The sequence below is a fragment of the Streptomyces sp. NPDC020884 genome (assembly GCF_044333935.1).
In the GTDB taxonomy this organism is placed as follows: Bacteria; Actinomycetota; Actinomycetes; order Streptomycetales; family Streptomycetaceae; genus Streptomyces.
In genome coordinates, this window is sequence record NZ_JBIRRY010000001.1 from 112,519 (window position 1) to 137,094 (window position 24,576).

Sequence of the window (24,576 nt, forward strand, 5' to 3'; positions counted from 1 at the left end):
GGACAGCAACCTAACCGGCCGGGGCCCGCTCGGGCGAACCGGTCTCAGCGTGCGGCCCCTGCCCCGCAGGCCGCGCCCGCTCCCCCGGTCCGGGCAGCCGCCGCGCCGCCAGCACCGCTCCCCCCGCACCCGCCGCGAGCAGGGCGCAGAGCGGCCAGAGCAGGGCGGGAGCGGCGGCGTACAGGGCGGCTCCCAGCGGCGGGGCGAGCACCTGCCCGCTGATCGACGCGCCGGCGTACAGGCTCTGGAAGCGGCCCTGCGCGTGGCCCGGGGCCTGGTCGGCGACGTAGGCGGTGGCGGGGGTTTTGTACAGGATCTCGCCGAGGGTCAGCGAGAGCATCATGGTGACGGCGAAGAGCACGCCCGCGCCGGGGATCAGGACGGCGTAGCCGAGCCCGACGAGCAGGAGCCCCGCGCCGACGAGGCCGAGCGGCGCACGTCGGCGCAGGGCGTGGGCGGCGGGCAGTTCGAGGCAGAGGATGACGCCGCCGTTGATGGCGAGCAGCCAGCCGTAGAGCTGGGTGGAGTGCCCGTGGTCGGCGAGGAAGACCGGCAGCGTCGAGTACTGCTGCCGGTAGACGAGGTCGACCAGGACGATCGCGGCGAGCAGCACCAGGACGGCGGGCCTGGCCCGCAGTTCGCGCCAGAGGCCCGGGGCGTCCGGGTCATGGGCGGGTGCGGAGTGGACGCCGCCGCGGGCCGGCAGGATCCGGGCGGCGTAGAGGGCGAAGAGCAGGGTGCCGACGCCGTCGGCGACGAAGAGCCAGTCGTACGAGAACCGGGTGGCGATCAGCGCGCCGAGCGGCGGGCCGACGGCGAAGCCCCCGTTGGAGGCGAAGCGGGTGAGGGCGAAGCTCTGGCGGCGGCTTCCGCCCTCGGGGACGGACACCGCGACGAGGGCCGCGTTGGCGGCGCGGACGACGCCCGCGGCGTACTGGGCGAGGGGGAGCACCGCGTACAGGGCGGCGACCGGCAGGGTGGGCAGGACGACGAGCGCCGCCCCGCTGACGCAGGCGCCGGTCAGCAGGGCGCGGCGATGGCCGAAGCGGTCGCCGAACCAGCCGCCGGTGAAGTTCCCCGCGACCAGGCCGAGGCCGCCGACGCCGCTGATCACTCCGGCCTGGGTGACGGTCAGACCGCGTGGCCCCACGAGGTACACGAAGAGATAGACGAAGGTGAAACTGACGACGGCGTTGAGGAACGCCCCGAGCGCCAGCAGCCGTACCGTCCGCGGTACGCCGCGCACCATTCCCGTCCCCGCCACTCCCACGCCCCCCGGTGAGTTCCTTATGGGAACGGACTATGGCAGCATGATCGCATCGAGGTCAACCGCATGGCCGCCGCGGCGGGACGGGCAGCGGCCGCAACCGGAGGGACGACCATGCCCCAGCGCATCAGCCTGGCCGACGCCGACTGCTCGATCGCCCAGGCCCTCGACGTCGTGGGCGACTGGTGGACCCTGCTGATCGTGCGGGACACCGCGCGGGGGGTGCACCGGTTCGACGCGCTCCAGCGGGAGCTGGGGGTTTCGCGCAAGGTGCTGACCGAGCGGCTGCGGCTGCTGGTCGACGCGGGCGTGCTCGCGCGGGAGCCCTACCAGGACCGCCCAGTCCGGTACGAGTACCTCCTCACCCCGCGCGGCCGGGCGCTGCTGCCCGTACTGATCGCGCTCCAGGACTGGGGCGACACCTGGGTGCTGGGAGAAGGGGAGACGACGGCCACGGCGGCGGAGGCCTCGCAGGAGGCGGCCCGGGTGCGGGCACTGAGAGGGACGCGGCTGCCGGAGCTGCTGCTGACGGGGACCGACGGCGAGCCGCGCGACCCGGTCGCCGACACCCCGTACACCGTCCTGTACTGCTTCCCCGGCGCCTACGCCCGCCCCGATGCCTACCCGCCGGGCTGGGCGGGGATCCCGGGGGCGAGCGGCTGCACCCTCGAATCGTGCACGTATCGCGACCAGTTGGCCGATTTCGCGGCGGCGGGCTCGACCGTGCACGGGGTGTCCGTGCAACGCCCGGACGAGCAGCGCGCGTTCGCGGAGAAGGAGGGGCTGCGCTTCCCGCTGCTCTCGGACGCGGACCTGACGCTGACGGCGGCGCTGCGGCTGCCGACGTTCCGGACGGCGGGCGTGAGCCGGCTCAAGCGGCTGACGCTGGTGGTGGACCGGGAACGGACGATCCGGGAGGTGCTGTACCCGGTCACGGACATCGGGGCGAGCGTGCGCGAGGCCCTGGAAGCGGTCCGCCGCCCGGTGGCCTGAGAGCGGAGCCCCGGGAGCGGGCCGGGGCGGACCCCCGCGCGGGGCGTCCCCGGTCGGCCCGCCCCGGGTGCCCCGCGGCGTCGGCTCAGGCCCCGCCGTCGACGATCCGGGCCAGCATCTCGCGGGTGCCGGGCGCGTCGAACGCACCCCCGGTCAGCAGGACCTGGAGGCAGATGCCGTCCATCAGCGCGACGAGGGCCCGCGCGGTCTCCGGGTCGGTGCGCCGGGACAGCAGCTCGGCGGCCTCCTCGGTCCACTCGGCGGCGACGGGGCGCAGCACGGGGCGGCGCAGGGCGGCGAGGTACAGCTCGTACTCCAGCTCGATCGCCCCGCGGTCGCCCGCGAACCATCGGCCCAGCAGCCGGGTCAACTCGTCCGCGAGGCCGCCGGAACCGGCGGGTCCGTCCGGCCCGGGGCCCGCGGCCGGTCCGGCGAGGACCTCGCTGCCGCGCAGGGCCTGGACGAAGTTCTCGTTGCACCGGCGCAGGGCGGCGACCAGGAGTTCGTCGAGGGAGCCGAAGTGGTACGTGGTCGAGCCGAGCGGCACATCGGCCTCGGCGGCCACGGTGCGATGGCTGAGCCCGGCTATGCCGTCGGCCGCGATCACACGCAGCGCCGCGTCGATGATCCGCGTCCGCCGCTCGGGGTCGTACCGCCGGGCCATCAGTGCGCCCCACCCAGGTTGAGGACGACGACCCCGGCCACGATCAGGGCGATGCCCGCGATCTTGACCAGGCCGCTGGACTCCCCCAGGAACAGGATCCCGATGAGGGCCACGGCCGCGGTGCCGACGCCCGCCCAGATGGCGTACGCGGTGCCCACGGAGAGCGTCTTGAGGGTCTGGGCGAGCAGGGTGAAGGCGATGAGGTAGCCCACCACGGTGCCGAGCGAGGGCCAGAGCCGGGTGAAGCCCTCGCTGTACTTCATGGCCGTCGTCCCGGCCACCTCCGCCGCGATGGCGGCGGCCAGCAGTCCGTATGCGTATCCCATGTGGACGACTGTACCCAACGTTGCGTACGGCCGTACATATCATCGGCCCACGTCATGGGCGCTACGGTGTGGCGATCGACAACACGGCCGGCGGTACGCGGGCCGACGACACGACGGAGACGCAGTGGCGCAGGACGCAGGGTGGGGCGGCGGCCCGTACGGGGGCGCACCTCACGGTGGGGGGCCCTTCCACGGAGGCGCGCAGAGACCGGACGGCGGCTGGCACGGCGGCTGGAACGGCGGGTGGGCCGCACCGCCCAAGCCCGGGGTGATACCCCTGGCGCCGCTGAGGGTCTCGGACATGCTCAGCGGCGCCTTCTCGACGCTCGGGCGGTACTGGAAGCCGCTGATCGGCATGGCGCTGACCCTGTTCGGCGCGGCGACGCTCGTGATGATCGTCGCCCTGGTGGTCGCCGCCTCCGCCGTCGCGACCCACTGGGACGAGCTGACGTCCGACTCCCCGGGGTCCCCGGACGCGGCGGAACTGGTCCCGCTGGGCATCGCGTTCGGCGTGCTGATGATCGTCGGCCTGATCACCTACATGCTGGCGTCGGCCGTGGTGCAGGCGGCGGTCCCCGTCGTCCTCCAGGAGGCCGTCCTGGGCCGCCCGATCCGCTTCGGGGCCGTCTGGAAGCGGGCGTGGGCGCGGGTCTGGTCGATCATCGGCACGGTGTTCCTGACCGGGCTGATCATGCTCGTCCCGATGGCGCTCTTCCTGGCCGGCTTCGCCGGACTGATGATCTACACCATCTCGCTGGGCGACGAGGACGGCGTCGCCCCGCTCATCGCGATCGGCCTCATCGGCGCGCTGGTCATCGGCCCGTTCGCGGTCTGGCTCTGGGTGCGGTTCTCCCTGGCCCCGACCGTCGTGGTCTTCGAGAACCAGCGCCCGGTCGCGGCCCTGCGCCGCTCGGCCCAGCTGGTGCGCGGAACATGGTGGCGGGTCTTCGGCATCGGACTGCTCGCCTATGTGCTGGCGTCCACGATGGGCTTCATGATCCAGATGCCGTTCCAGATGGCCGGCGCGCTCCCCGGTGTGTTCGACCCCGCGGACATGGACGCCGACCCGAGCGACGGAATGATCATCGCCGTGATCGGCAGCGTGATGCTGCTGTCCTTCCTCAGCCAGATGATCTCCCAGCTGATCACGGCGATCTTCCCGCCGCTGGTGGTGGGCCTGCTCTACGTCGACCTCCGGATGCGCACGGAGAACCTGGGCCCGGTCCTGGCCGAGGCGGCGGCGACGACGCTGCCCGAGCAGTACGGCCCGCCGCCGCCCGCCCACGTCTGAGCACGCGGGGGTCGGACCGGCTCAGTCGGTCAGGGTCCGCTTGGGGCGCAGCACACAGAACTCGTTGCCCTCCGGGTCGGCCATCACCACGAAGGTGGCGTCCGGCCCCTGCCCGACGTCCACCCGCCGGGCGCCGAGTGCGAGGATCCGCTCGACCTCGGCGTCCTGGTCGTCCGGTGTCAGGTCGATGTGCAGCCGGTTCTTGACGGTCTTCCCCTCGGGCACGGGGAGGAAGCACATGCCCGGCAGCGCGGTCTCGTGCGCGCCGATGATGATCTCCTCCTCGTGCTCGAAGAGCACCTGCCAGTCCAGCACCGCGCTCCAGAAGCGGGCCATGAGCGGCAGATCGTGGGAGTCGACGGCGATGTGGTACATGGAGACGGCCATGCCCGCCAGTCTGCCTGGCGGGCATGGCCGTTCGTCATGTCTCGGGGAGCGTGTCAGACGTTGAACCCCAGCGCGCGGAGCTGCTCGCGTCCGTCGTCGGTGATCTTGTCCGGGCCCCACGGCGGCATCCAGACCCAGTTGATCCGCAACTCGTTGACGATGCCGTCCGTGGCGGACTTCGCCTGGTCCTCGATGACATCGGTCAGCGGACAGGCCGCGGACGTCAGGGTCATGTCGAGGGTGGCGATGTTGGCGTCGTCGACGTGGATGCCGTAGATCAGCCCCAGGTTGACGACGTCGATGCCCAGCTCGGGGTCGACGACGTCGTAGAGCGCCTCGCGGACCTCCTCCTCGGAGGCCGGCTTCATGGTCACGGTCTCGTTGTCGCTCATGCGGTCTTCCCTTCGGACAGCGCCTTGGCCGTCGCGTCCTTCCACGCCATCCAGCTCAGCAGCGCGCACTTGACCCGGGCGGGGTACTTGGAGACGCCGGCGAACGCGACCGCGTCCTCCAGCACCTCCTCCATCGCGTCGTCGGGCTCCAGCTGGCCCTTGGACTGCATCAGCTCCAGGAACGCGTCCTGGATCTTCTGCGCCTGGGACAGCTCCTTGCCGACGAGCAGCTCGTTCAGCACGGAGGCGCTGGCCTGGCTGATGGAGCAGCCCTGGCCCTCGTAGCTCACGTCGGCGATGGTCTCGCCGTCGTACTTCACCCGGAGTGTGATCTCGTCACCGCACGTCGGATTGACGTGGTGCACCTCGGCGTCGCCGTCCCGCAGGCCGCGCCCGTGGGGGTGCTTGTAGTGGTCCAGGATCACTTCCTGGTACATGGATTCAAGCTTCACCAGTCAGCCCTCAGCCGAAGAAGTTCCGGACGTGCTCCAGACCGTCCACCAGGGCGTCGACCTCGGCGGGCGTGGAGTACAGATAGAACGACGCTCGCGTCGTCGCGGGAATTCCGTACCGCAGGCACACCGGGCGCGCGCAGTGGTGGCCGACCCGGACGCAGATGCCCAACTCGTCGAGGACCTGGCCCACGTCGTGCGGGTGGATGTCGCCGAGCGTGAAGGAGATCGTCGCCCCGCGGTCCTCGGCCGTCGCCGGACCGATGATCCGCAGGTCGGGAACGCTCAGAAGACGCTTCACCGCGTACTCGGTGATGGCCTTCTCGTGCTGGTGGATCTTCTCCATGCCGATCGAGGAGAGGTAGTCCACGGCCGCGCCGAGGCCGACGGCCTGGGCGATCGGGGGCGTACCGGCCTCGAACTTGTGCGGCGCGGGGGCATACGTCGACGAGTGCATCGACACGGTCTCGATCATCTCGCCGCCGCCGAGGAACGGAGGCAGGTCCTCCAGGAGCTCCTGCCGTCCCCACAGCACGCCGATGCCCGTCGGGCCGACCATCTTGTGGCCGGTGAAGGCCACGAAGTCGGCCTGGAGCGCCTGCACGTCGAGCACCATGTGCGGGGCCGCCTGGGAGGCGTCGATGCAGACCAGCGCGCCGACCTGCTGGGCGCGGCGGATGATCTGCTCGACCGGGTTGACCGTGCCGAGGATGTTGGAGACCAGCGTGAAGGAGACGATCTTCGTCTTCTCGGTGATGATCTCGTCGATGTTCGACAGGTCGAGCCGGCCGTCGTCGGTGATGCCGAACCACTTCAGCTTCGCGCCGGTGCGCTGCGAGAGCAGCTGCCACGGCACGATGTTGGAGTGGTGTTCCATCTCCGTGGTGACGATCTCGGTCTCACGGTCCACCCGATAGGGCTCGTCCGCCCAGCCGAGCATGTTCGCCACGAGGTTCAGCGACTCCGAGGCGTTCTTCGTGAAGATCACCTCGTCGCGGCTGGGTGCGTTGATGAAGGCCGCGACCTTGTCGCGAGCGCCCTCGTACAACGCGGTGGCCTCCTCGGCGATCGTGTAGACGCCGCGGTGCACATTCGCGTTGTGCCGCTCGTAGTACTCGTTGAGCGCGTCGAGGACCTGCCGCGGCTTCTGCGAAGTCGCCGCGGAGTCCAGGTAAACGACCTTCTTGCCGTCGTGGACCGTGCGGTCCAGGATCGGGAAGTCCTTGCGGATCGCCTCGGTGTCGAGGAGGCCGGTGAGCCCCTGTCGGGCGTCAGTCACGCGGCTGCACCTCCTGAGTTCCCTCCGGTCACGGGGCCACCCTTCGTGTAGGCCTCGTAGCCCTCGTTCTCCAGCTGGTCCGCCAGCTCGGCACCGCCGGAGGCGGCGATGCGGCCGTTGGCGAAGACATGCACGAAGTCGGGCTTGATGTACTTCAGGATGCGCGTGTAGTGCGTGATCAGCAGGGTGCCGACCTCGCCGCTCTCGCGGACCCGGTTGACGCCCTCGGAGACGGTCTTGAGCGCGTCGACGTCCAGGCCGGAGTCGGTCTCGTCCAGCACGGCGATCTTCGGCTTGAGGAGCTCCAGCTGGAGGATCTCGTGGCGCTTCTTCTCACCGCCGGAGAAGCCCTCGTTGACGTTGCGCTCGGCGAAGGCGGGGTCCATCTGGAGCCCGGCCATCGTCTCCTTGACCTCCTTCACCCACGTACGCAGCTTGGGGGCCTCGCCGCGGATGGCGGTGGCGGAGGTGCGCAGGAAGTTGGAGACCGAGACACCGGGGATCTCGACCGGGTACTGCATGGCGAGGAACAGGCCGGCGCGGGCCCGCTCGTCGACGGACATCTCCAGGACGTCCTCGCCGTCCAGGGTGACCGTGCCACCGGTGATCGTGTACTTGGGGTGACCCGCGAGCGAGTACGCGAGGGTGGACTTGCCGGACCCGTTGGGGCCCATGATGGCGTGGGTCTCGCCCTGCTTCACGGTCAGGTCGACGCCCTTGAGGATCTCCTTCGTGGCGTTGTCGGCCTCGACGGAAACGTGCAGGTCGCGGATTTCAAGCGTTGCCATGGGTGACTCAGGACTCCTGGGTGACGGAGACGAGCACATCGTCCCCTTCGATCTTTACGGGGTATACGGGGACGGGGCGCGTCGCGGGAAGGCCGGACGGCTTGCCGGTGCGGAGGTCGAACGACGAGCCGTGCAGCCAGCACTCGATCGAACAGTCCTCCACCTCGCCCTCCGAGAGGGAGACGTTCGCGTGCGAGCAGATGTCGTTGATCGCGAACACCTCGCCCTCGGTGCGGACGACGGAGACCGGTGTGCCGTCGAGCTCGACCCGCTTGGGGGTGTCGTCCTCCAGCTCACTCAGCGCACAGGCTTTGACGAAGGCCATCAGACGGACGCCTTCAGCTCGGTCTCGATCTTGTCGAGCAGACGCGCCTCCACGTCCGGCAGACCGATCTGCTGGACCAGCTCGGCGAAGAAGCCGCGCACGACGAGGCGGCGGGCCTCCTCGGCCGGGATGCCGCGGGACTGGAGGTAGAAGAGCTGCTCGTCGTCGAAGCGGCCGGTCGCGGAGGCGTGGCCGGCGCCGACGATCTCGCCGGTCTCGATCTCCAGGTTGGGCACGGAGTCGACCCGGGCGCCGTCGGTGAGGACGAGGTTCCGGTTCATCTCGTAGGTGTCGGTGCCCTCGGCCGCGGCCTGGATGAGGACGTCGCCGATCCAGACGGCGTGCGCGCCGTCGCCCTGGAGGGCTCCCTTGTACACCGCGTTGGACTTGCAGTGCGGGGTGTTGTGGTCGACCAGGAGGCGGTGCTCCTGGTGCTGGCCCTTGTCGGTGAAGTACAGACCGAAGAGCTCCGCCTCGCCGCCGGTGGCCGCGTACGCCACCCGGGGGTGCAGGCGCACGACGTCGCCGCCGAAGGTGACGACGATCGACTTGAAGGAGGCGTCCCGGCCGATCAGCGCGTTGTGCTGGCCGACGTGGACGGCCGTGTCGTCCCAGTCCTGGACGGAGACGACGGTCAGCTTCGCGCCGTCGCCCAGCACGTAGTCGACGTTGGCGGCGAGCACCGCGTCACCGGTGTGGTCGAGGACGACGACGGCCTCGGCGAAGGCGCCCAGCTCGATGAGCTGGTGGCCGTAGGCGACGCCGCCCTCGCCGTGCACGGCGATCCGGATCGGTTCGGTGAGCACGGCTTCCTTGGCGACCGTGACGACCGAGGCCTGCTCGAAGGAGCTGTACGCCTGGGCGGCGACCCGGTCCACCGGGGTGCCGGCCTTGCCGAGCCGGGTGTCGTCGCGGCCGACGGTCTCGACCGTGACGCCCTCGGGGGCCTCGATCGCGACCTTCACGCCTCCGCCGTTCGCGACGGCGGTGCCGTTGTGCAGCCCGCGGAGCCGCTCCAGCGGCGTGAAGCGCCACTCCTCCTCGCGGCCGTGCGGGACGGGGAAGTCCGCGACGTCGAAGGACGGGGGTGCGCTCATGCGGGTGGCGACGGTCGACTCGGCGGCCACCGCGATGGAGCCGGCGGTGGTGGAGCCCGCCGGAGTGTTCTGAGCCTCAGCCATGGCTGTCGTAGTGCTCGCTTTCTTAAGTCAAGAAGTCGGGGGATTCGGTGGGGCGGGGACGGCCGCGGACGGCCGTCCCGGTGGTCCTCGGTGAGGACCTAGCCGACCGAACCCTCCATCTGCAGCTCGATCAGCCGGTTGAGCTCCAGGGCGTACTCCATGGGCAGCTCCTTGGCGATCGGCTCGACGAAGCCGCGCACGATCATCGCCATGGCCTCGAACTCGGTGAGTCCGCGGCTCATGAGGTAGAAGAGCTGGTCCTCGGAGACCTTGGAGACGGTCGCCTCGTGGCCCATCGACACGTCGTCCTCGCGGACGTCGACGTAGGGGTAGGTGTCCGAGCGGGAGATCGTGTCGACGAGCAGAGCGTCGCAGAGGACGTTGGACTTCGCGCCCGGCGCGCCCTCGCCGATCTCGATCAGACCGCGGTAGGACGTACGGCCGCCGCCTCGCGCCACCGACTTGGAGACGATGTTGGAGGAGGTGTTCGGGGCCATGTGGACCATCTTGGCGCCGGCGTCCTGGTGCTGGCCCTCGCCCGCGAAGGCGATGGACAGGGTCTCGCCCTTGGCATGCTCGCCCATCAGGTAGATGGCCGGGTACTTCATGGTCACCTTGGAGCCGATGTTGCCGTCGACCCACTCCATGGTCGCGCCCTCGTAGGCCACGGCCCGCTTGGTGACCAGGTTGTAGACGTTGTTCGACCAGTTCTGGATGGTCGTGTAGCGGCAGCGGCCGCCCTTCTTCACGATGATCTCGACCACGGCGCTGTGCAGCGAGTCCGAGGAGTAGATCGGGGCGGTGCAGCCCTCGACGTAGTGGACGTAGGCGTCCTCGTCGACGATGATCAGCGTCCGCTCGAACTGGCCCATGTTCTCCGTGTTGATACGGAAGTAGGCCTGGAGCGGGATCTCGACGTGGACGCCCTTGGGCACGTAGATGAACGAGCCGCCGGACCACACGGCCGAGTTCAGCGAGGCGAACTTGTTGTCACCGACGGGGATGACGGTGCCGAAGTACTCCTTGAAGAGCTCCGGGTGCTCCTTCAGCGCGGTGTCGGTGTCCATGAAGATGACACCCTGCGCCTCCAGCTCCTCGTTGATCTGGTGGTAGACGACCTCGGACTCGTACTGCGCGGCGACGCCGGCGACGAGGCGCTGCTTCTCCGCCTCGGGGATGCCGAGCTTGTCGTACGTGTTCTTGATGTCCTCGGGCAGTTCCTCCCAGGAGGCCGCCTGCTTCTCCGTGGACCGCACGAAGTACTTGATGTTGTCGAAGTCGATGCCCGACAGGTCGGAGCCCCAGTTCGGCATGGGCTTCTTGCCGAAGAGCTTGAGGCCCTTGAGCCGCAGCTTCAGCATCCACTCGGGCTCGTTCTTCTTCTCCGAGATGTCGCGGACGACAGCCTCGGAGAGACCGCGCTTCGCCGCCGCGCCTGCCGCGTCGGAGTCGGCCCAGCCGAATTCGTACGTACCCAGACCCTCGAGCTCAGGGTGGGCAGTCTCCGTGGGGAGCGTCATGCGGGGTTCCTCCCGGCCGTGCTTGCAGATGCTGAATGGGTGGTCTGTAGGGGTGCCGTGTGGCCACTGCGCGGCACGTATGTCGTGCACACACCGTCGCCGTGAGCGAGGGTGGCCAGACGCTGCACATGGGTTCCGAGGAGGCTGGAGAAGAATTCCGTCTCCGCCTCGCACAGCTGTGGGAACTGCTCGGCGACATGCGCCACCGGGCAGTGGTGCTGGCACAGCTGCTCGCCCTGCTGCGGGCCAGGCGCGCTTCGCGCCGTAGCAGCGTACCCGTCGGCGGTCAGGGCCTTGGCCAGTGCCTCGGTGCGCCGCTCGGGCTCCGCGGCCTCGACCGCGGTGCGGTACGCCTCGCCCATCGCTGCCATCCGGGCGCGGGCGAAGGCGATGATCGCCTCGTCGCCCCCGGACTCGGCGATGAAGCGCAGGGCGTCGGCGGCCAGCTTGTCGTAGGACTGGTCGAAGGCGTCGCGGCCACAGTCCGTCAGGGCGAACACCTTGGCGGGCCTGCCACGGGTCCGCGCCCCGTAGACCCGCTGTTCACGGGCCTCGACGACATCGTCGGACACGAGGGCGTCCAGGTGGCGGCGGACGGCGGCCTGGGTCAGGCCCACGCGCCCCGCGAGATCCGCGACGGTGGAGGGACCGTGGTCCAGGATGGAGCGCGCGACCCGGTTGCGCGTCGAGCGCTCACCGGTCGCGAGTTCCTCCTGAGGAGCCCGTCCGTCGTATTTCACAACACCATTGTTGCGTAATTCATTCGACCCTGACAACTGCGGTCCGGAATGATCTACGGTGGGGTTCGTCACTTAGGGTTACCTAATCTGGCCCCGGGAGACGTCCGTCTCGCGACCCTGCCTAGACTTACGCGCCATGGAGAACGAGCCCGTCGTACAGGTCAGGGGCCTGGTGAAGCGGTACGGCGCGAAGACCGCGGTGAACGGCCTCGATCTGGTGGTCGCGACCGGCGTGGTGACCGCCGTCCTCGGCCCGAACGGCGCCGGGAAGACCACCACCCTCGAGACCTGCGAGGGCTACCGCCGCCCCGACGAGGGCAGCGTCAGGGTCCTCGGCCTGGACCCGGTGGCCGACGCCGACCGGCTGCGCCCGCGGATCGGGGTGATGCTCCAGTCCGGCGGGATCTACTCCGGAGCGCGCGCCGACGAGATGCTCCGCCACATGGCGAAGCTGTACGCCCACCCCCTCGACGTCGACGCCCTGATCGAGCGCCTCGGCCTCGCCGGCTGTGGCCGCACCTCCTACCGACGGCTCTCCGGCGGCCAGCAGCAGCGCCTCTCGCTGGCGATGGCGGTCGTCGGCCGGCCCGAGCTGGTCTTCCTGGACGAGCCGACCGCGGGCCTGGATCCACAGGCCCGCCGCTCCACCTGGGACCTGGTGCGCGAACTGCGCGCCGACGGGGTCTCCACCGTGCTGACCACCCACTTCATGGACGAGGCCGAGGCGCTCGCCGACGACGTCGCGATCATCGACGCGGGCCGGGTCATCGCCCGGGGCAGCCCGGAGGAACTCTGCCGGGGCGGAGCCGAGAACACCCTGCGCTTCACCGGCCGCCCGGGGCTCGACCTCGGCTCCCTGGTCAAGGCGCTGCCCGACGGATCGGGGGCCGCCGAGCCGCTGCCGGGGACGTACCGCATCACCGGGACCATCGACCCGCAGCTGCTGGCCACCGTGACCTCCTGGTGCGCCCAGCACGGCGTGATGCCGGAGGGCATCTCCGTGGAGCGGCACACCCTGGAGGACGTCTTCCTCGAACTGACCGGCAAGGAGCTGCGCGCATGAGCGCCGGTACGTACACCCCGCGCCCCGGCGCGGCCCCGCTCCCCCGGATGATCGCCGCGCAGACCGTGCTGGAGACCCGGATGCTGCTGCGCAACGGCGAGCAGCTGCTGCTGACGGTGATCATCCCGACGCTGCTGCTGGTGCTGTTCAGCGCGGTCGACATCATCGACACCGGATCGGGCGCATCGGTCGACTTCCTGGCCCCGGGCATCCTGGCGCTCGCCGTGATGTCCACCGCCTTCACCGGCCAGGCCATCGCCACCGGCTTCGAACGCCGCTACGGGGTCCTCAAGCGGCTCGGGGTCTCTCCGCTGCCCCGCTGGGCCCTGATGACGGCGAAGACGCTCTCGGTGCTGGTCACCGAGGTGCTCCAGATCGTGCTGCTGACCGCCATCGCCCTCGCGCTCGGCTGGTCGCCGCAGGGCAATCCGCTCGCCGTGCTGCTGCTCCTGGTGCTGGGGACCGCCGCGTTCTCCGGGCTCGGGCTGCTGATGGCGGGGACCTTGAGGGCCGAGGCGACGCTCGCCGCGGCCAACCTGGTCTTCCTGCTGCTGCTGGTCGGCGGCGGGGTCATCGTGCCGCTGGACAAGTTCCCGGACGCGGTGCAGTCGGTGCTGGGCCTGCTGCCCGTGTCGGCGCTCTCCGAGGGCCTGCGGGACGTCCTCCAGCACGGTGCGGCGATGCCGTGGGCCGAGGCCGGGATCCTGGCGGTGTGGGCGGTGCTGGGGCTCGGCGCGGCGGCGAGGTTCTTCCGCTGGGAGTAGGGCCGGCCGCGGGGACTTGTCCGGGCAAGCGGGTACGAACCCACCCCTCGTGAAATCATGCACAAGCCCCGTCCTACGATGGTCCGCGTGGAAACCCCCATCTCCCTCATCGCCAAGCGCTGGACGCCGTCCACCCAGGTGGTGAAGCGCGCCGCGCTCTCCGCCGTCATGATGAGCGTCTTCATCATCGTCACCGGCGGGGCCGTCCGGCTCACCGGTTCGGGCCTCGGCTGCGACACCTGGCCCAAGTGCACCGACGACAGCCTGTTCGCGACGCCCGAGCAGGGACTGCACGGCGCGATCGAGTTCGGCAACCGGATGCTGACCTATGTGCTGTCGGCCGCGGTCGGCTGGGCGATCATCGCCGTCAGCTCGATGAAGCCCCGCCGCCGCAAGCTGACCCGGCTGGCCTGGTCGCAGTTCTGGATCGTGCTGGGGAACGCCGTCCTCGGCGGGATCACGGTCTGGGCGGGCCTCAACCCCTGGACGGTGGCCGGGCACTTCCTGCTCGCCAACGCGCTCCTGGCGGTCACCGTGATCACCTGGGTGCGGGTCGGCGAGGGCGACGGCCCGCCGCGCCCCCGGACTCCGCTGCCGGTGCGCCGTCTGGCTCGGGCGATCCTGGCGGCCACTGTGGTCCTGATCGTGCTGGGCACCTCGGTGACCGGTTCCGGCAAGCACGCCGGCGACAGCAGCGACGTACCGCGCATGCCCTGGGACTGGTCGGCCGCCGCCCATGTCCACGCCATCGCCGCCTGGGTGGTCTGCGCCCTGGCCATCGCGATGTGGCTGGCCCTGCGGGTGGTCGACGCCCCGGCCGACACCCGGGCCCGCGCCCGCGACCTGCTGCTCGTGCTGCTCGCCCAGGGTGCGATCGGGTACGTCCAGTACTTCAGCGATGTCCCCGAGGTCCTGGTCGGCGTCCACATGTTCGGCTCGGCCATCATGTGGATCGCCGTGATCCGCCTGGTGCTGAGCATGCGCGAGCGCGGCGACGACGCGCCGGCCCCGCTGCCCGGCCCGTCCGCCGAGCAGCCTCGGACGGCGCCCGCGACGGCCGCCTGAGGGGGATACGTACGCCCCTGAGGGGCGGTGGGCCGAGGCCCGCCGCCCCTCACGCGTGCCCGGCGCCTCACTCCAGTCCGTACACCCGGCGCGCGTTGCCCGACCCGATCATCGCGGCGACCCGCGCCGCGTCCTGGCGGGTCCAGGCGCCGTCCGCGACCCAGCCGCCCAGCACCCGCCCGAGCGCCTCGCGGAACTGGCGCGCGCCCACCAGATGCAGCTCCGGCAGCCCCCGCGCCCCGCTGGAGAACAGCAGCTTGCCGAACGGCGCGAGCTCCATGATCTCCGCCAGGACGCCCGCCGCCCGCGCCCCGGTCCGCGCCGGCACGCCCCCCAGGTCGGCGTAGACGTGCGGGTGCCGCCCGGCCAGCGCGGCGGTCTGCCGGTGGTGCGGGTAGCCGTGCAGGAGGACGAGGTCGCAGCCGTGTCCCTCGGTCGCGGCGGCGAAGTCCGCGAGGCGGGCCGGGTCCGCGGCGCCCAGGCGCAGTTGCAGCGGCAGCCCGCAGGCCACCGCGCTCCAGCGCAGATGGTCCAGCAGCTCCGGCTCGACGGGCGCCCTGCTGCCGCCCCGGTCCCCCGCGCCCCGGCGGGCGGCCCGGCGCTCCGCCTCCCGCCGGGCCAGCCAGCGCCCGGCCGCCGCCCGCACCCGGACCGGCCCCGGCGGCTCGGGCGCGGCGAACGGGGCGGGTCCGGTGACGGAGGTGAACGCGACGGCGGAGGACGCGGCGGTGTGCACGGCCTCGCCGAGGTTGACGAGGAAGGCGTCGACGGTGCCCGAGGTGTCGGCGACCTGTCCGGCGAGGACTTCCAGCCGGACGATCTCGCGGGCCCGGGACCCGGCCGCCGAGGCCATCTCGGCCGGCCCCGTGAGGTCGCCGGGGAGGCCGGTGTCGACGAGGTGGGCGGCGACCCCGGAGGCCCGCAGCAGGCGACGGGAGGTCTCGGCGACGCCCAGTTCGCGGCGTCTGGCCAGATAGCGGGCGGGCGGGCAGTGCGCCTCGAGCCCGAGCAGCGGCGGGCACCAGCGGCGCACGGCGAACCCGGTCTGGGTGTCGAAGAAGGTGGTGCCGGGGGCGGCCGGGGCGCCGGCGGCGGCACCGAGCTGGGCCTCGAAGGTGCCGAGGCCCAGCTCGGTGCGCAGGACGCCGTGGCAGTTCTGGTCGACCAGGTCGGCCACGGGCACGGGGTCGGTCATCCGGGGCTCCCTGGGACGGCGTGCGTATGCACACGGCCTAACGGGTGAGCCCCGGGTCAGGTGTTGCCCGAGGGGGTGGAAAGAGCCCCGTCAGCGGTCGTTGGAGGGGCCGCCGATCTGCATCCCGGCCATCCGGGACCACTCGTAGGGGCCGGTGCGGACCTTGAGCGCGAACTCGCCGTCGAAGTCCTCGTGCAGGGTGATGCCGGACTTCTCCGCCGCGCTCTCGGCCACCGCGTAGGTCGGGGCCACGAGGTCGCCCCAGGCGCCGTCCTCGCCGACCAGGACGATGCGGGCGCCCGCCTGGCCGATGTAGGCGAGCTGTCCCTCCGCGCCGCCGTGCTGCTTGGCGAAGGCGCCGATCTGGTGGGCGATCTTCGCCGCCCTGCGCTCGGCGCGGGCCGCCTTCCTGGCGTCCGTGCGCGAGGCCTGCCCGGTGTCTGCTGCGTCTGTTGCCGTCTCTGCCATGAACAGGATGCTACCGACGGGTAGATGAACTGGCGACGGGCGGGTCGCGTGGCCTGTGCCACGCGACCCGCCCGTACGGCCGTGGGATGAGCGGTTCAGCGGAGGAAGGGGTCCACCGCCACGGCGAGGAAGAGCAGCGACACATAGGTGATCGACCAGTGGAAGAGCCGCATCTCTTTCAGCTTGGCCCCGGCCACCCCGGCCTTGGCCCGGTTCTGCAGGCCGTGGGCCTCCCAGAGCCAGGCGACGCCGGACAGCAGCGCCACCACGGTGTAGAACCAGCCGGTGTAGCCGAGCGGGGTGAGCAGCAGCGACACCACGACCATCACCCAGCTGTAGAGGACGATCTGCCGGGCGACCACCCGGTTGGAGGCGACGACCGGGAGCATCGGGACACCGACCCGGGCGTAGTCCTCCTTGACCTTCATCGACAGCGGCCAGTAGTGCGGCGGCGTCCAGAAGAAGATGACGGCGAAGAGGATGACGGCCGCCCAGGAGAGCGAGTTCGTCACGGAGGACCAGCCGATGAGGACCGGCATGCAGCCCGCGATGCCGCCCCAGACGATGTTCTGCGAGGTGCGGCGCTTCAGCAGCATCGTGTAGACGACGACGTAGAAGAGCAGCGCGCCGAACGCGAGAGCGGCCGAGAGCCAGTTGACGAGCAGTCCGAACCAGAGCGTGGAGACCACCGCGAGGGCGATGCCGAAGGCGAGGCACTCGCGGGGGCTGACCACGCCGGTGACCAGCGGGCGCTGGGACGTACGGTCCATCAGCGCGTCGATGTCCCGGTCGATGTACATGTTCAGCGCGTTGGCGCCACCGGCGGAGAGAAATCCCCCGATGGTGGTAGTGAGAACGAGCCACAGGTCGGGTACACCCTGGGCAGCGAGGAACATCACCGGAACGGTGGTGATGAGCAACAGCTCGATGATCCGTGGCTTGGTAAGCGCCACGAATGCCTTGACGCGGGCCCCGAACGGGCGATGACCCCTCGGGCTGGAAGTCAAGGCGACCCCCGCGGGTCGGGACTCGACGGCCGTCACGCACACCCCTGACAGAGAAATCCCAGCAAGCTCCGGGCGAGTGGGCCCGGTGAAGACTTGCGCGAACCCGTTCACTCTAGACGCTGCGGATACGCCGTCCTTCGCGGGGGTGGGGTCGTGTTGGGGGTGACTGTTCGCCGGATGCGCATTCCGCCGGGAGGCGAACTCCACGGGTCGCCCACACCCTGGAAAGTGCTCGGAAAGTGTGCCTGTCAACGGGGGTAGGCTCGACAGCGCCCGGTGCGGTAACAGTCACCGGTTTACGACAGTGGAGAGGAGCCCTGACTCAGGGTGAGCATCAAGCCGACCACCACAGACCTCCAGTGGACCGATTTGGACCAGCGGGCCGTGGACACCGCCCGCGTTCTCGCCGCGGACGCCGTACAGAAAGTCGGAAACGGCCACCCGGGCACGGCGATGAGCCTGGCTCCTGCCGCGTACACCCTTTTCCAGAAGGTGATGCGGCACGACCCGGCGGATGCCGAGTGGACCGGTCGCGACCGGTTCGTCCTCTCCGCGGGCCACTCCAGCCTGACCCTCTACATCCAGCTCTACCTGGCCGGCTACGGCCTGGAGCTGGATGACCTGAAGGCTTTCCGCACCTGGGGCTCGAAGACCCCGGGCCACCCGGAGTACGGCCACACCACCGGTGTCGAGACGACGACCGGGCCGCTGGGCCAGGGTGTCGCCAACGCGGTGGGCATGGCGATGGCCGCCCGCTACGAGCGCGGTCTCTTCGACCCCGAGGCGGCCCCCGGCGCATCCCCGTTCGACCACATGGTGTGGATCGTCGCGGGTGACGGCTGCCTCCAGGAGGGCATCTCGGCCGAGGCGTCCTCGCTGGCCGGGCACCAGAAGCTGGGCAACCTGGTCCTGCTCTGGGACGACAACCACATCTCCATCGAGGGCGACACGGAGACCGCGGTCTCCGAGGACACCCTCAAGCGGTACGAGGCGTACGGCTGGCACGTCCAGCGCGTCGAGCAGCTGCCCAGCGGCGACCTGGACCCGGCGGGTCTGTACGCGGCGCTGCAGGCGGCCAAGGCCGAGACCGAGCGCCCCTCGTTCATCGCGGCCCGTTCGATCATCGCCTGGCCCGCCCCGAACGCCCAGAACACCGAGGCCGCGCACGGCTCGGCGCTCGGCGACGACGAGGTCGCGGCGACCAAGCGGGTCCTCGGCTTCGACCCGGAGCAGACCTTCGAGGTCTCCGACGCGGTCATCGGCCACACCCGCGAGGCGCTGGACCGCGGCCGCGAGGCCCGCGCCGCTTGGGACAAGGCCTTCGCCGCGTGGCGCACGGCCAACCCGGAGCGCGCCGCCTCCTTCGACCGGATCGCCGCGGGCGAGCTGCCGGAGGGCTGGGAGGACAGGCTTCCGGCGTTCGAGACCGGCAAGAGCCTGGCGACGCGTGCGGCTTCCGGCAAGGTGCTCCAGGCGCTCGGCGAGTTCGTGCCCGAGCTGTGGGGCGGCTCCGCCGACCTCGCGGGCTCGAACAACACGACGATCGACAAGACGTCGTCGTTCCTCCCGGCGGGCAACCCGCTGCCGGAGGCCGACCCGTACGGCCGCACGATCCACTTCGGGATCCGCGAGCACGCGATGGCCGCCGCGATGAACGGCATCGCGCTGCACGGCAACACCCGCATCTACGGCGGCACCTTCCTGGTGTTCTCCGACTACATGCGCAACGCGGTGCGGCTGTCCGCGCTGATGCACCTGCCGGTGACGTATGTGTGGACGCACGACTCGATCGGCCTCGGCGAGGACGGTCCCACCCACCAGCCGGTCGAGCACCTGGCCGCGCTGCGCGCCATCCCGGGCCTGAACATCGTGCGCCCGGCCGACGCGAACGAGACCGTCATCGCCTGGCGCGAGATCCTGCGCCGCTACACCAAGGTGTTCGGCAAGGGCGCGCCGCACGGTCTGGCGCTGACCCGGCAGGGCGTGCCGACGTACGAGGCGAACGAGGACGCGGCCAAGGGCGGTTACGTCCTGTTCGAGGCCGAAGGCTCCTCCGGGCAGGACGCCGAGCCGCAGGTGCTGCTGATCGCGACCGGTTCCGAGGTCCACGTCGCCGTCGGGGCGCGCGAGCAGCTCCAGGCGGCCGGGGTGCCGACCCGGGTGGTCTCGATGCCGTCGGTCGAGTGGTTCGAGGAGCAGGACCAGGCGTACAAGGACAGCGTGCTGCCGCCGTCGGTGAAGGCCCGGGTCGCCGTCGAGGCGGGCATCGGCCTGACCTGGCACCGGTATGTGGGCGACGCCGGCCGGATCGTCTCGCTGGAGCACTTCGGGGCCTCGGCCGACGCGAAGGTGCTGTTCCGCGAGTTCGGCTTCACCGCCGAGAACGTGGCCGCCGCCGCCCGGGAATCTCTCGCCGCCGCCACGCGCTGACGCCGGTACAGACCACTAGTAGGAGATGCAACCCATGACAGACGCACTCAAGCGCCTCTCCGACGAGGGCGTGGCGATCTGGCTCGACGACCTGTCGCGCAAGCGGATCACGTCCGGCAACCTGGCCGAGCTGATCGACCAGAGCCATGTCGTCGGCGTCACCACCAACCCCTCGATCTTCCAGAAGGCGATCTCCTCGGGCGACGGTTACGAGCAGCAGCTCACCGACCTCGCCGCCCGCAAGGTCACCGTCGAGGAAGCGCTCCGCATGATCACGACGGCGGACGTCCGCGACGCCGCCGACATCCTGCGCCCGGTCTTCGACGCGACGGGCGGCCAGGACGGCCGGGTCTCCATCGAGGTCGACCCGCGCCTGGCGCACAACACCGTGGCCACCGTCGCCGAGGCCAAGCAGCTGGCCTGGCTGGTGGACCGGCCGAACACGCTCATCAAGATCCCGGCGACCGAGGCGGGTCTGCCGGCGATCACCGAGACGATCGGCCGGGGCATCAGCGTGAACGTGACGCTGATCTTCTCGCTGGAGCGCTACCGCGCGGTCATGGACGCCTACCTGGCGGGCCTGGAGAAGGCGAAGGCCGCGGGCCTGGACCTCTCCAAGATCCACTCGGTGGCCTCCTTCTTCGTGTCCCGGGTGGACACCGAGATCGACAAGCGGCTGGACGCCATCGGCTCCGACGAGGCGAAGGCGGCCAAGGGCAAGTCCGCGCTGGCCAACGCCCGCCTGGCCTACGAGGCGTACGAGGAGGTCTTCTCCGCCGACCGCTGGAGCGCCCTGGACAAGGCGCAGGCCAACAAGCAGCGTCCGCTGTGGGCCTCCACCGGCGTCAAGGACCCGGCGCTGAAGGACACGCTGTACGTCGACGACCTGGTGGCGCCGAACACGGTGAACACCATGCCGGAGGCGACGCTGGACGCGGTGGCCGACCACGGCGAGATCACCGGCGACACCGTCACCGGCGGCTACGACCAGGCGCGCGCCGACCTCGACGCGGTCAAGAAGCTCGGCATCTCGTACGACGACGTCGTCCAGGTGCTGGAGGACGAGGGCGTCGAGAAGTTCGAGGCGTCCTGGAACGACCTGCTCAAGTCGACCGAGGCGGAGCTTTCGCGCCTCGCCCCCTCGGAGGGCTGACCACTTTGTCTGCTGTTCCCGGAGCCAACCCGCTCCGTGACGCACAGGACCGACGGCTCCCGCGTATCGCGGGGCCGTCGGGCCTGGTCATCTTTGGCGTCACGGGCGATTTGTCCCGTAAAAAGCTGATGCCCGCCGTCTACGACCTGGCCAATCGCGGCCTGCTGCCGCCGGGCTTCTCGCTCATCGGCTTCGCGCGCCGCGACTGGGAGGACGAGGACTTCGCCCAGGTCGTCCACGACGCCGTCAAGGAGCACGCCCGTACGCCGTTCCGCGAGGAGGTCTGGCAGCAGCTCATCCAGGGGATGCGCTTCGTCCAGGGCAACTTCGACGACGACCAGGCGTTCGAGACGCTGAAGGCGACCATCCAGGAGCTCGACCAGGCACAGGGCACCGGAGGCAACTTCGCCTTCTACCTGTCCGTGCCGCCGAAGTTCTTCCCCAAGGTCGTCCAGCAGCTGAAGAAGCACGGCCTGGCCGACCAGAGCGAGGGCTCCTGGCGGCGTGCCGTCATCGAGAAGCCGTTCGGCCACGACCTGGCCAGCGCGCAGGAGCTCAACCAGCTCGTGCACGCCGTCTTCCCGCCCAACGAGGTCTTCCGGATCGACCACTACCTCGGCAAGGAGACGGTCCAGAACATCCTGGCGCTGCGGTTCGCCAACACGATGTTCGAGCCGATCTGGAACCGGTCCTACGTCGACCACGTACAGATCACGATGGCCGAGGACATCGGCATCGGCGGCCGGGCCGGCTACTACGACGGCATCGGCGCCGCCCGTGACGTCATCCAGAACCACCTGCTCCAGCTGCTGGCGCTGACCGCGATGGAGGAGCCCGGCTCCTTCCACCCGAAGGCGCTCGTCGCCGAGAAGCTCAAGGTGCTCACCGCGGTCGAGCTGCCCGAGGACCTCGGCAAGCACACCGTGCGCGGCCAGTACGCGCACGCCTGGCAGGGCGGCGAAGAGGTCCCCGGCTATCTGGAGGAGGACGGCATCGACCCCAAGTCGACGACCGACACCTTCGCCGCGATCAAGCTGACGATCAACAACCGCCGCTGGGCGGGCGTGCCGTTCTACCTCCGGACCGGAAAGCGGCTCGGCCGCCGGGTGACGGAGATCGCGGTCGTCTTCAAGCGCGCCCCGTATCTGCCGTTCGAGTCGGGCGCGACCGAGGAGCTGGGCGGCAACGCCCTGGTCATCCGGGTCCAGCCGGACGAGGGCGTCACCGTGCGCTTCGGCTCCAAGGTGCCCGGCACCTCGATGGAGGTCCGGGACGTCACGATGGACTTCGCGTACGGCGAGTCGTTCACGGAGTCCAGCCCGGAGGCGTACGAGCGGCTCCTCCTGGACGTCCTGCTCGGCGACGCCAACCTCTTCCCCCGCCACCAGGAGGTCGAACTCTCCTGGACCATCCTCGACCCGATCGAGGAGTACTGGGACAAGCACGGCAAGCCCGCGCAGTACGCGGCCGGCACCTGGGGTCCGGCCGAGGCCGACGAGATGCTCGCACGTGACGGACGGAGCTGGAGGCGGCCATGAAGATCGATCTCACGGAAACCACGTCCAGCAAGATCAACCAGGCGCTGGTCTCGGCCCGCCGGGCCATCGGCACCCCCGCCATCGGCATGGTGCTCACGCTGGTCATCGTCACCGACGAGGAGAACGCGTACGACGCGCTCAAGTCGGCCGGTGACGCCTCCCGCGAGCACCCCTCGCGGATCATCGCGGTGATCAAGCGGCTCAGCCGCTCGCCGCGCGCCCGCCGGGACGCCCGCCTCGACGCCGAGGTCCGGGTCGGTTCCGACGCGGGCACCGGCGAGACCGTCGTCCTGCGGCTGCACGGCGAACTGGCCAACCACGCCCAGTCGGTGGTCCTTCCGCTGCTGCTGCCGGACGCCCCGGTCGTGGTGTGGTGGCCCGAGGGCGCGCCCGCCGACCCGGCGAAGGACCCGCTCGGGGCCCTCGCCCAGCGCCGGATCACCGACACCTACTCCGCCGAGCGTCCGCTCGACGAGCTGGCGGTGCGGGCGGCGACGTACAGCCCCGGCGACACCGATCTGGCCTGGACCCGGATCACGCCGTGGCGCTCGATGCTGGCCGCCGCGCTGGACCAGCAACCGGCCGAGGTCATCGGCGCGACGGTCGAGGGCGAGAGCGACAACCCGAGCTGCGAACTGCTGGCCATGTGGCTCGCGGACCGGCTCGGCGTCCCGGTGGAGCGCACGCACTCCGGGGGGCCCGGTCTCACCGCGGTCCGGATGGAGACGAAGAACGGCGTCATCGTCCTGGACCGGGCCGACGGCTCGCTGGCCACGCTCTCCATGCAGAACCAGCCGGACCGCGCGGTGGCGCTCAAGCGGCGGGAGACCGCCGAGCTGCTGGCGGAGGAGCTGCGCCGGCTCGACCCGGACAACACCTACGCGTCCGCGGTGAAGTTCGGCGTCGGCCGACTGCACGCGGGCGGCGAGGTAGAGGCGGTTCCCGCCGGGAGCACCGCGGACACGACGGACCGGGCCGCCGGGCCGAAGGCTCCCGCCGCGAAGAAGGCCCCGGCCAAGAAGGCGGCGTCCAAGTGACACCTCCTCAACTGGTCGTGCACCGCGACAAGGAGCTGATGGCCCAGGCCGCGGCGGCCCGGCTGATCACGAGGATCGTGGACGCCCAGGCCTCCCGGGGCCACGCCTCGGTGGTGCTGACCGGCGGGCGCAACGGCAACGGCCTGCTGGCCGCGCTCGCCGCCGCGCCCGCCCGGGACGCGGTCGACTGGGCTCGTCTTGACCTGTGGTGGGGCGACGAGCGGTTCCTGCCCGAGGGCGACCCGGAGCGCAATGTCACCCAGGCCCGTGAGGCGCTGCTCGACGCGGTGCCGCTGGACCCGGCGCGGGTGCACGCGATGCCCGCGTCGGACGGCCCGTACGGCAAGGACGTGGACGCGGCGGCCGCCGGTTACGCCGCCGAACTGGCCGCCGCCGCGCGTCCGGAGGACCACGGCCCGGTGCCCGCGTTCGACGTGCTGATGCTGGGCGTCGGCCCGGACACGCATGTGGCCTCGCTCTTCCCGGAGCTGCCCGCGGTGCGGGAGACCGAGCGCACCGTCGTCGGCGTGCACGGGGCTCCCAAGCCGCCGCCGGTGCGCGTCTCGCTCACGCTGCCCGCGATCCGCGCGGCGCGTGAGGTGTGGCTGCTGGCGGCGGGCGAGGACAAGGCGGAGGCCGCGGCCATCGCACTGTCCGGGGCCGGCGAGATCCAGGCCCCGGCGGCGGGCGCCCACGGACGCAGCCGCACGCTGTGGCTGCTGGACGCCGCGGCGGCCTCGCAGCTGCCGCGCGCCTTGTATCCGCCCGCTTCTCCCTGAGCGCTTGCCGGGCACTTCCCGAGCGCTTCCCGTGCGCGGCACGCCGCAGGCCCGGACCGTTTCTCCTTGGCGGTCCGGGCCTGCGGCGTGAAAGCCTCGGCCCATGGTGCATATCGGAACTGTGGTGATGGGCGCGTCCGACGTACGGCGGGCCGCCGCCTTCTGGCAGGCGGCGCTGGAGTACACCGAGCGGGAGCCGGGGACGGACGACTGGGTCGTGCTGGTCCCGGTGAGCGGGTCCGGTGTGGGGCTGTCGCTGGGGCGCTCCGCCTCCCCCGTGCAGGAGGTCCCCCGGGTCCACCTCGACCTCTACTCCGACACCCAGGAGGCCGAGGTGGAGCGGCTGGTGGGGCTGGGCGCGGTGCGGGTGGAGTGGGACCTGTACCCGCCGGACCCGGACTTCGTGGTGCTCGCCGACCCCGAGGGCAACCGCTTCTGCGTCATCGACACGACGCACGGCGGCTGAAGGGCG

General features: G+C 71.0%; 26 protein-coding genes. 11 read left to right on the plus strand and 15 right to left on the minus strand.

The features are described 5' to 3' along the window. Positions 1-10 precede the first annotated feature (10 nt). Positions 11-1,249, minus strand: coding sequence for an MFS transporter (locus tag ACH4UK_RS00540; RefSeq protein WP_398354902.1), 1,239 nt, complete (start codon positions 1,247-1,249; stop codon positions 11-13). Positions 1,250-1,381: 132 nt separating this feature from the next. Here ACH4UK_RS00540 and ACH4UK_RS00545 point away from each other — a divergent pair, with 132 nt between their 5' ends. After that, entirely contained in the window at positions 1,382-2,260 is an 879-nt protein-coding gene (locus ACH4UK_RS00545; RefSeq protein WP_398353890.1) for a winged helix-turn-helix transcriptional regulator, read from the plus strand. Between the two features lie 85 nt (positions 2,261-2,345). On the opposite strand, the gene ACH4UK_RS00550 is transcribed toward ACH4UK_RS00545, so the two are convergent. Both ACH4UK_RS00550 and ACH4UK_RS00555 read right to left on the minus strand, forming a co-directional pair. Then, positions 2,346-2,924 (minus strand): TetR/AcrR family transcriptional regulator, encoded by a 579-nt coding sequence (locus ACH4UK_RS00550; protein ID WP_398353891.1) that lies wholly within the window; start codon positions 2,922-2,924, stop codon positions 2,346-2,348. Then, positions 2,924-3,250 (minus strand): multidrug efflux SMR transporter, encoded by a 327-nt coding sequence (locus tag ACH4UK_RS00555; RefSeq protein ID WP_097967761.1) that lies wholly within the window; start codon positions 3,248-3,250, stop codon positions 2,924-2,926. The genes ACH4UK_RS00550 and ACH4UK_RS00555 overlap by 1 nt, the downstream gene beginning before the upstream one ends. A 301-nt stretch (positions 3,251-3,551) precedes the next feature. On the opposite strand from ACH4UK_RS00555, the gene ACH4UK_RS00560 reads away from it, so the two are divergent. Next, a complete protein-coding gene (locus ACH4UK_RS00560; protein ID WP_398353892.1) occupies positions 3,552-4,541 on the plus strand; it encodes a hypothetical protein in 990 nt (329 codons plus the stop codon). 21 nt (positions 4,542-4,562) lie between these two features. Here the strand turns inward: ACH4UK_RS00560 and ACH4UK_RS00565 are convergent, their stop codons facing one another. From ACH4UK_RS00565 to ACH4UK_RS00605, 9 genes are all read right to left on the minus strand, one after another. Next, on the minus strand, positions 4,563-4,928 hold the full coding sequence (locus tag ACH4UK_RS00565) for a VOC family protein (RefSeq protein ID WP_398353893.1): 366 nt from the start codon (positions 4,926-4,928) through the stop codon (positions 4,563-4,565). A gap of 53 nt (positions 4,929-4,981) precedes the next feature. Beyond that, entirely contained in the window at positions 4,982-5,320 is a 339-nt protein-coding gene (locus ACH4UK_RS00570) for a metal-sulfur cluster assembly factor (RefSeq protein ID WP_007448467.1), read from the minus strand. Continuing rightward, entirely contained in the window at positions 5,317-5,772 is a 456-nt protein-coding gene (sufU, locus tag ACH4UK_RS00575) for a Fe-S cluster assembly sulfur transfer protein SufU (protein ID WP_063886126.1), read from the minus strand. Before sufU ends, ACH4UK_RS00570 begins: the two co-directional genes overlap by 4 nt. 10 nt (positions 5,773-5,782) lie before the next feature. Beyond that, positions 5,783-7,051: a cysteine desulfurase gene (locus tag ACH4UK_RS00580; protein WP_398353894.1), complete on the minus strand. Its 1,269-nt coding sequence runs from the start codon at positions 7,049-7,051 to the stop codon at positions 5,783-5,785. Continuing rightward, a complete protein-coding gene (gene sufC / locus ACH4UK_RS00585; protein WP_398353895.1) occupies positions 7,048-7,839 on the minus strand; it encodes a Fe-S cluster assembly ATPase SufC in 792 nt (263 codons plus the stop codon). Before sufC ends, ACH4UK_RS00580 begins: the two co-directional genes overlap by 4 nt. A gap of 7 nt (positions 7,840-7,846) precedes the next feature. Then, complete coding sequence (locus ACH4UK_RS00590) at positions 7,847-8,164, minus strand: bifunctional 3-phenylpropionate/cinnamic acid dioxygenase ferredoxin subunit (RefSeq protein ID WP_018555702.1); 318 nt, start codon at positions 8,162-8,164, stop codon at positions 7,847-7,849. Then, a complete protein-coding gene (sufD, locus tag ACH4UK_RS00595; RefSeq protein WP_398353896.1) occupies positions 8,164-9,345 on the minus strand; it encodes a Fe-S cluster assembly protein SufD in 1,182 nt (393 codons plus the stop codon). The genes ACH4UK_RS00590 and sufD overlap by 1 nt, the downstream gene beginning before the upstream one ends. Positions 9,346-9,443: 98 nt before the next feature. Then, on the minus strand, positions 9,444-10,865 hold the full coding sequence (sufB, locus tag ACH4UK_RS00600; RefSeq protein WP_030568051.1) for a Fe-S cluster assembly protein SufB: 1,422 nt from the start codon (positions 10,863-10,865) through the stop codon (positions 9,444-9,446). Next, positions 10,862-11,605: a helix-turn-helix transcriptional regulator gene (locus ACH4UK_RS00605; protein WP_398353897.1), complete on the minus strand. Its 744-nt coding sequence runs from the start codon at positions 11,603-11,605 to the stop codon at positions 10,862-10,864. The genes sufB and ACH4UK_RS00605 overlap by 4 nt, the downstream gene beginning before the upstream one ends. 136 nt (positions 11,606-11,741) lie before the next feature. On the opposite strand from ACH4UK_RS00605, the gene ACH4UK_RS00610 reads away from it, so the two are divergent. From ACH4UK_RS00610 to ACH4UK_RS00620, 3 genes are all read left to right on the plus strand, one after another. After that, positions 11,742-12,668, plus strand: a complete 927-nt coding sequence (locus ACH4UK_RS00610) for an ABC transporter ATP-binding protein (RefSeq protein WP_398353898.1) — start codon at positions 11,742-11,744, stop codon at positions 12,666-12,668. After that, complete coding sequence (locus ACH4UK_RS00615; RefSeq protein WP_398353899.1) at positions 12,665-13,432, plus strand: ABC transporter permease; 768 nt, start codon at positions 12,665-12,667, stop codon at positions 13,430-13,432. The genes ACH4UK_RS00610 and ACH4UK_RS00615 overlap by 4 nt, the downstream gene beginning before the upstream one ends. 78 nt (positions 13,433-13,510) lie before the next feature. Further along, positions 13,511-14,497, plus strand: a complete 987-nt coding sequence (locus ACH4UK_RS00620) for a heme A synthase (protein ID WP_398353900.1) — start codon at positions 13,511-13,513, stop codon at positions 14,495-14,497. Positions 14,498-14,564: 67 nt separating this feature from the next. On the opposite strand, the gene ACH4UK_RS00625 is transcribed toward ACH4UK_RS00620, so the two are convergent. The 3 genes from ACH4UK_RS00625 to ACH4UK_RS00635 form a co-directional block, all read right to left on the minus strand. Beyond that, on the minus strand, positions 14,565-15,692 hold the full coding sequence (locus ACH4UK_RS00625; protein ID WP_398353901.1) for an amidohydrolase family protein: 1,128 nt from the start codon (positions 15,690-15,692) through the stop codon (positions 14,565-14,567). Between the two features lie 90 nt (positions 15,693-15,782). Next, a complete protein-coding gene (locus ACH4UK_RS00630; RefSeq protein ID WP_398353902.1) occupies positions 15,783-16,160 on the minus strand; it encodes a hypothetical protein in 378 nt (125 codons plus the stop codon). A 95-nt stretch (positions 16,161-16,255) separates the two neighbouring features. Then, positions 16,256-17,209, minus strand: a complete 954-nt coding sequence (locus ACH4UK_RS00635; RefSeq protein WP_398353903.1) for a heme o synthase — start codon at positions 17,207-17,209, stop codon at positions 16,256-16,258. A 285-nt stretch (positions 17,210-17,494) separates the two neighbouring features. Here ACH4UK_RS00635 and tkt point away from each other — a divergent pair, with 285 nt between their 5' ends. The 6 genes from tkt (at position 17,495) to ACH4UK_RS00665 (ending at position 24,570) form a co-directional block, all read left to right on the plus strand. Continuing rightward, positions 17,495-19,597: a transketolase gene (gene tkt, locus ACH4UK_RS00640; RefSeq protein ID WP_398353904.1), complete on the plus strand. Its 2,103-nt coding sequence runs from the start codon at positions 17,495-17,497 to the stop codon at positions 19,595-19,597. A 34-nt stretch (positions 19,598-19,631) separates the two neighbouring features. Then, complete coding sequence (gene tal, locus ACH4UK_RS00645; RefSeq protein WP_398353905.1) at positions 19,632-20,750, plus strand: transaldolase; 1,119 nt, start codon at positions 19,632-19,634, stop codon at positions 20,748-20,750. Between the two features lie 5 nt (positions 20,751-20,755). Then, entirely contained in the window at positions 20,756-22,288 is a 1,533-nt protein-coding gene (zwf, locus tag ACH4UK_RS00650; protein ID WP_398353906.1) for a glucose-6-phosphate dehydrogenase, read from the plus strand. After that, positions 22,285-23,325, plus strand: coding sequence for a glucose-6-phosphate dehydrogenase assembly protein OpcA (gene opcA / locus ACH4UK_RS00655; protein WP_398353907.1), 1,041 nt, complete (start codon positions 22,285-22,287; stop codon positions 23,323-23,325). The genes zwf and opcA overlap by 4 nt, the downstream gene beginning before the upstream one ends. Next, positions 23,322-24,104, plus strand: a complete 783-nt coding sequence (gene pgl, locus ACH4UK_RS00660) for a 6-phosphogluconolactonase (RefSeq protein WP_398353908.1) — start codon at positions 23,322-23,324, stop codon at positions 24,102-24,104. Before opcA ends, pgl begins: the two co-directional genes overlap by 4 nt. Before the next feature lie 103 nt (positions 24,105-24,207). Beyond that, a complete protein-coding gene (locus tag ACH4UK_RS00665) occupies positions 24,208-24,570 on the plus strand; it encodes a VOC family protein (protein WP_398353909.1) in 363 nt (120 codons plus the stop codon). Positions 24,571-24,576 lie beyond the last annotated feature (6 nt).